This window comes from Streptococcus sp. 121 (assembly GCF_016458205.1).
In the GTDB taxonomy this organism is placed as follows: domain Bacteria; phylum Bacillota; class Bacilli; order Lactobacillales; family Streptococcaceae; genus Streptococcus.
Genome location: NZ_JAEMED010000065.1, coordinates 1 through 6,997, shown reverse-complemented (window position 1 = coordinate 6,997; position 6,997 = coordinate 1). Strand labels below are relative to the sequence as shown.

6 protein-coding genes and 1 pseudogene are annotated in these 6,997 nt (G+C 45.1%); all 7 read right to left on the bottom strand.

Features of this window, described 5'->3' with window-relative positions; genetic code table 11:
- Nucleotides 1–196 (bottom strand): annotated as a pseudogene (locus tag JEQ21_RS09530) (IS4 family transposase); the annotation flags it as partial.
- Between the two features lie 46 nt (nt 197–242).
- Entirely contained in the window at nt 243–764 is a 522-nt protein-coding gene (locus tag JEQ21_RS09525) for a hypothetical protein (protein WP_199365288.1), read from the bottom strand.
- A gap of 153 nt (nt 765–917) precedes the next feature.
- Nucleotides 918–1,955 carry a zinc-binding dehydrogenase gene (locus tag JEQ21_RS09520; protein WP_196091826.1) on the bottom strand — a complete coding sequence of 346 codons (1,038 nt, stop codon included), beginning with the start codon at nt 1,953–1,955 and terminating at the stop codon, nt 918–920.
- A 382-nt stretch (nt 1,956–2,337) separates the two neighbouring features.
- The gene (locus tag JEQ21_RS09515) at nt 2,338–2,766 is read right to left on the bottom strand and encodes a GNAT family N-acetyltransferase (protein WP_199365287.1); all 429 of its coding nucleotides are present in this window, start codon (nt 2,764–2,766) and stop codon (nt 2,338–2,340) included.
- A 37-nt stretch (nt 2,767–2,803) separates the two neighbouring features.
- Entirely contained in the window at nt 2,804–4,165 is a 1,362-nt protein-coding gene (locus tag JEQ21_RS09510) for a M20/M25/M40 family metallo-hydrolase (protein ID WP_199365286.1), read from the bottom strand.
- Between the two features lie 86 nt (nt 4,166–4,251).
- Entirely contained in the window at nt 4,252–5,334 is a 1,083-nt protein-coding gene (locus JEQ21_RS09505) for a DNA alkylation repair protein (RefSeq protein WP_199365285.1), read from the bottom strand.
- Nucleotides 5,335–5,384: 50 nt separating this feature from the next.
- Nucleotides 5,385–6,602: a LysM peptidoglycan-binding domain-containing protein gene (locus JEQ21_RS10145; protein ID WP_199365284.1), complete on the bottom strand. Its 1,218-nt coding sequence runs from the start codon at nt 6,600–6,602 to the stop codon at nt 5,385–5,387.
- Nucleotides 6,603–6,997: the final 395 nt, after the last annotated feature.

Below are 6,997 nucleotides of genomic sequence, written 5' to 3'. Positions count from 1 at the left end.
TATGGGGTACAAATCGATATTTTTTTGGAGACTGTTTATAAAGATTTTTCATCTGTTTTGTCTGATTCCTAGACAATTTGATGGCAACTTCTTTTTCAATTGAGGTATCCGGTAAATGAAATCTTGATGCAAAAGATTCCAGACCATTCTGGACACGGATAATATATTTCCATCCTTTTTGCTCAAAATGTGCCATAAGGTTGTAACTTTCATATCCTCTATCCATGATTACCAGAGCTGTTTCAAAAGGGAGACACCTCCATCATATCAATGACCGCTTGTCGCTCATCTACGCTTCTTTTATCTTGCACGATGACATCAGTATAAATACCTGTGTTAAGGTCATAAAATGCGTTCAGATGAATCAGGTTATACGGCTTATTTCCTTCACCAACTTGAAAAGAGGTCCCCTCATCTTTTGGATTTCTAGGAATATTCACGTCACTTCCATCTGCAGCTAGAATAGGGATTGAGTCATTTATAGGGATTTTTAAGGTGAATTCTTTGAATATTTTATGGAAAGCAATTGATTTTATCTTGTAGCGAGCTCGTACAAAAGCAGATTCCGTGATCCAAATATCAGCATCTAACAATTCTTTAGAAATAGATTTCCCGGACATGCCAAGGATTAGATTCACCGTTTTATCGAGAGACAGTTCCCTATTACGAGTAAAATCAGATGGGTTGTGAATCAAACTTTCTCTATCTCGCTTTATCACAGCAGTAATACTATTTCGTAGTTGCTTCTTTACTTGATTTGGCATTCTATCCACCTCCTTGAGCCTAAGTATAGCAAAAAAAGATTTCGAAAGCTCGATTTAGGAGCTTTCGAAATCCTTAACTTAATGACATTGGAGGTCCTCCCCTGTGTTTCCTACGAGCTTTCATAGTCCAGATTGACCTAGCAAAAGGTAAAATTAATCGAGGATCAACATGGATTTGATAGACTTCCGTTGATCCATGTCTTGGTAAGCCTGATCAATCTCTTCCAAGGCATAGGAAGTTGTAAAGACCTTACCAGGATTAATGTCACCATCCAAGACAGCTTTCAAAAGAACTTGTTTATCATAAGTAGTAACCGATGCGGAACCACCACCGATGGTGATATTCTGCGCAAAGGTTGATCCCAAAGCATGGTTGTTATAATGCGGCACACCGACAAAACCGATACGACCACCATTGTGAAGCACTCCCAAGGCTTGATCAATAGAAGCCTCTGTCCCCACACACTCCAACGCAGCATCCGCTCCGCCACCGAGAATTTCACGGACTTTAGCAATTCCTTCTTGCCCACGTTCTGCTACGACAGCAGTCGCTCCAAACTCAAGAGCTAAGGCTTGGCGATCCGCATGTCGGCTCATCATGATAATCTGGGAAGCTCCCCGCATCTTCGCTGCAATAACCGCACACTGCCCAACAGCTCCATCACCAATAACAACAACCTTATCACCAGGCTTCACATCTGCCACACGCGCCGCATGGTATCCTGTCGGCATGACGTCCGCCAAACTCAACAAGGACTTCAGCATTCCTTCAGAGTAATCCGATGGCTGACCTGGAATTTTAATCAAGGCCCAGTTGGCAAAGTGGAAACGAATGTACTCCGCTTGAACTCCACCAGACCAGTTATTGCCGATGTGGTTATCACAGGTTCCATCAAACCCTGCCCGACAAGCATCACATTCTCCACAACCATGAGTAAAGGGAGCAATGACAAAGTCACCTGGTTTGACTGTTGTAATGTCGGAACCAACTTCTTCCACAATCCCAATTGCCTCATGACCAGAATTCATAGCTCCAGACTCCATATTTTCATCGCGATAACGCCAGAGGTCTGAACCACAGACGCAAGTCCGAACAATCCGAATGATTGCATCTTGACTATCTTGAATCTGAGGACGGTCGACCTCAACAAGGCCAACCTGTCCAGGTTTTTGATAAACTGCTGTTTTCATCTAACTTTACCTCCAATGCAACCTATTATACCACTTTTTCCATCTGTGTCTTTCTAAAAAATGACTACTGCTCTAAATACTGGTATTGCCCCTTGTATTTTTCAAACAGCTCGCCACTTAAAAACACCAACCTCAAAAGCAGTGGATTCCTAGACATCCTTCAGCTCATCACTCCATACAAACAAAGTGTGAGAAACCAGTTTGTTCCTTGTATATTCTTTTAGTACAAGGCAGCAAGCCGTAGACAGCTCAAAATCTCTTTCAGAGATTTTGAACTTGCCGATAAAACTTTCTTCGAAAGTTTTATCGGCAAGACGAGCTAACACAGGAACAAAAGCTAAACTAAAAGCGTATATTTGATGCTCTAGGACTCAACCCCTCTTTAGTGAGCGGCCTCAGAAGTCATCCAGAATTGTTCCTCCCCCGTCGCAGCATCGATCTCCCTTTTCTCCACTCGGAATCCCTGCTTTTCATAGAAGGCAATTGCTTTTTTATTTTTTTCAAAAACGGAGAGGGTTAAAGACGACTGCTTCTCCTTTGCGAAGGTTAAGAGCTGAGTCCCCACCCCTTGTCCCTGAAATTCTTGGGCAACAAAAAGACCTGCGATGTAGGAACCTTGGAGACCAATAAAGCCTTGAATAAAACCAAAATCCTCAGCCACATAGACCTCTGCCGTATCCATGGCTTGGGCAACCTGTAAAAGCTGGTTCTGCCAATAGGACGCCTCCACAAATTCGTGAGCCTCCAAATTGGTTGCCAGCCAAATGGCTAAAATCTTATCCAAATCCTCGGCACTTGCTTCTCGTATCATCTTTCCTCCAAAAAGGCGGCCAACAGCCGCCATTGTTTTACTCATAACTAGCGATTAAAACCTGTACCAGCTCCACGTGACTGACATAATCAGCAATGCTGACGTTTTCGTCTCCTGCATGGTCGCGGCTATTGGCATGACCTAGGCCAAAGCCTGCAATCGGGACTCCCAGAGCCTCAAAGACCGTATGCATGGGCCCAGTTCCCGGGGATGTCGGTAGCACAGCCACACCCTCTGGTGTCAACTGCTCTGCCAGGGCAATCACTTTTAAAATGGAAGGAGCCGACATGTCGCTCCGGTAACTCTTCTCTCCCAAGGTAAATGCCACCTGGACTTGTTCAAATCCGTGTTTGGCCAAGTGTTGACGAATCTTTTCCAAAACATCATCAGGATCTAATCCTGGAACCAGACGGACCTCCATCTTGGCATGAGCCTCTGCTGGGATAATGGTTTTCACACCTTGCCCCAAATAGCCTGTGGATAGTCCTTCAATGGTAATGGAAGGTTCAAAGTACAGACGTTTGAGGAATGCGCGGCGATCCTCCACTAGAGATGGCAGGGTCAAGCCATAGATTTCCTTAAAGGATTCTGGACTCGCCAAAGCATGGGATTCCACCAAAGCTAGCTCTCGTTCGTTAGGTTCTTGCACCTGATCGTAAATTCCCTCGACCAGAATCCGACCATCCACTGCCCTCATAGAATTTAGAGCGGAAATGAGATACCAAGACGCCGAATCAATCACCCCACCGAAAGAAGAGTGGATGTCCAGGGCAGCCGAGGATACATACAAATCAAAGGTCACAATTCCTTTATTACCACCCGCTATCTCCAACTGGTGCTTGCTGTTTCGATGCCCTTGCTCCCAGACCAGCAAATCTGCCCCTACTAGCTGCTCTTGGTATTTTTTTAAATACAAATTCAAATCGACAGAAGCAGATTCCTCTGCACCTTCCACAATAAAAATGACATTGACAGGAAGGTCCCCACCAGACTCGGCCTGGTACTTCTTGAGGGCTGATAGGCGGGCTGTAATATGGCCCTTATCATCATCGACCCCCCGACCATACAGGTAACCATCGCGCACGCTGACCTCAAACGGCTGCCCGGTCCAGATCTGATCCCCGTCCGCAGGGACCGTATCGTAATGATTGTAAAAAATCAAGGTCTTAGCATCTGGTCGATTCGACAAAAATTGAGCCATGACAAAGGGAGCCGCATAGGAAGAATCCAGCACAACCTCGTCGGCTCCCGCCTCATGAAAATAGTCCCGAAGAAGTGTGGCGACCTCCAACAGACCAATTTGTTGGGCAAAAATCGATTTTTTGGAAACCAAAACTTTCAGCTTTTCAAAATACTCTTGAATAATGGTATCGTTCTCAAAAATTTCAATTTTATCCATTGTTATCTCTCACTTTCATGATTTCAATAGTACCATCCTACCACAGACCCCCTATTTTGACCAATTGCCATCCTTGAAGACGACCATCACAATTCCTTATCACCAAAGCCGTTGACCTCAAGAACGCCCTCTGCTAGAATTTGTCCATTTAAGAGAAGACACAGTTCGTGGGGACCATTCGCATGTCGACGCGTGGTCTTATCCAGCCAGTCGTAGCGCCACTGACCTTCGATTTCTGCCGCCTCTCGATCTCTGAGCATAAAGATTTTAGTCGACTGCTTCCCACTCGCTTTGACAAAGTCAATCTGCAACTCCAAGCGGAGGGGCCCTGCCTGCCCCACCCTGACCTGATAATCCACTACCATTCGATCGCCCTTTTTTATTTTTTGAGGAAAAGACCAAGTGACCTGTTCCACATCCTCGCGACTCCTGTAGCCAAAAAGAGCCAGTGCCCGGTGATGCCCGGCCTTGAGTAGATTCCTCGCAGCCCGCTTAATGATCCAATCTGTCTCAGGCCCCGTACCCTGCCAGGACTCCAGTAAATCCAGCACCTCTTCTGGATGGGTCCGGGTCCAATCATTCAAGTGATTAGCCACAGACTTTCGAACATAGAGGGAACCATCCCCTTTTAATTCCTCCAAAAGCTCCCAAATCTGTAACCGATGCATCTCCAATCCGGGAATCTTCTTCCCCCAAGGAAGATTAGGCCGTAAACCCTCACTAGCCAAGCGCCGATGGTGCTCATTCTCAGACACTGACCAAGACTTCATTTGCTCAAAAGTCTGGGGGAAATTCTGAGCTAGAAATGATCGAATAGCAAACTCCGCCGAGGAAGACTCGGTTAAAATCGCAAGCGTCTCCATCGAATCTTGAACATTCTCTAATCCATATAAAGCCACCACATCTGGTAAAAACAACCATGAGAAACCTTGAACGCGAGCTCCCACTTCTTGAAGAAAAGGCGCCACTGCTTCAAAAGGGCGATTTAAGCTATCTACCAAAGCACGCGCCAACCGCTCATGACGCTGACGTAAACTCAAAGAGTCCCAGCCTTCTTTACCAACAGCAGCCAAAAACTCAGCTTTCGGAAATGCAGACTCTACCGAAGCAAACACAGTCACAATCTCTTGCAACTTTTCTTCCGAATAAATATCCTTTAAATTAGCCATGAAACCTCCAAAAATGCAGCCAGCTTAGGCTGGCTGCATTATTCCATATCTTAACCGTTGAAGGAAATATGTACGTGATCATAGTGGTTAGCTGTTACACCACCACGGTCTGGCATCAAGTTCCAAGTGTTGGCTGGACCATAGATATTATTCACTGGTGCATAGAAACGTTGTTGCCAAATGATGTAAGAAATATTGGCATTGTTGATGTTATCTACAGCATATTGGGCAACCTGGTTACCAAGAGCGGTATCATTGTAGACCATTGCATCTACCGCGAGTCCAAGCCCGTGGTCTTGGTCACCTGCACGGTATTTAGAATAATCAGTGATTCCAAATTGATTCGCAATATCCTGCATGAAGTTAGCTGCAACTGGTTGAAGACCTGAAGTGTCAACCGGTGTAGAAGTTTGAGCTGCTTGTGCAGGGGCTGGAGCTGCTGGCTCTTCAACTGGAGCTGGAGCAGGTGTTGCAGGTTGCTCAGCTGGTTGGGGGGCTTCTTCAGCATGGTCATGAACGTGATCATGAAGCTCATCAGCTAAGAGTTCTTCAGTAGCTGGGGCTGCAGGTTGTGCAGGTGCAGGAGTTTGTGCTTGCTCAGCTGGTTGAGTTGGAGCAGCTACTTCAGGAGCTGGAGCTACTGGAGCTTCTGCAGCTGGTTGAGCTGGTGTTTCAAGAGCAGCCTGTGCTACTTCTTGTCCAGCCTCTTGAGCTGCAGTGCTAGTAGCAACCAATTGAGGAGCTGCAGGAGCACTAGCTGCTTCTACAGCTGGATTAGCTGCAGGAGGTTGCACTGCCATATAAGTCGGTCCCTTATCTTCTTCAACGATTGTGGCTGTTGTTTGGGACATTGGGATGACTTGATCTTGGGTATAGATTTCTTGGGAAGTCAAGTCCACGCTCGCAACATGAGATGCTGGGCCTTCCACTTGAGGATTGATAACTTCAAATGTCAACGGTTGATTGTTGGCATCAACGGTTACACGAAGCAACATACCTGGTTGGATGACATTGACATTTTCGATTTGGTTCAAACGAGCCAAGATGGCCATGTCAACACCCATTGCTTCAGCAATTTGTCCAAGTGTATCTCCATATTGAACAGTGTAAGCCAAGGTATCGTTTTCACGAACGAGGTTATCATGAATTTGTTCCGTTGTACGAGGTGTCCAGTTTCCATCTTGCTCCGTTGCCTGAGCATCGTTATTTCCAGCAAATACTGAAAGAAGCAAGCTGGATGCCAACATAATTTTTTTGTTTAATTTCATGTTAAATGAATTCTCTTTCTTACTTGATGATTCTATCTTATCATAATTTTCTATTAAAAAAAGACCGAAGACCCCTTCTTAAAAGAACTGTGTTGCTCCTGTAACTTTTTGTAATACAGGAAACATTTCTACAAACTAGTACTACTTGATTCATGACCTATCTATTATCCTCTTTTAGTTTATCTTTTATTACTGTGTTAGCTCGTCTTGCCGTACTTCATTGAAACTTTCTTCAAAAGTTTTATCAGCAAGCTCAAAATCTTCCTCAAGATTTTTCTACCATTTGTCAACCATTTTTCTAAAAATAGGACAATTTATTTGGCAGATTGATGCCTGCTGAGCCTAGTTGTGAAGCAAAGAGAAGGGGATTTTGTGTCAAGGCCTTGAGCGTATGC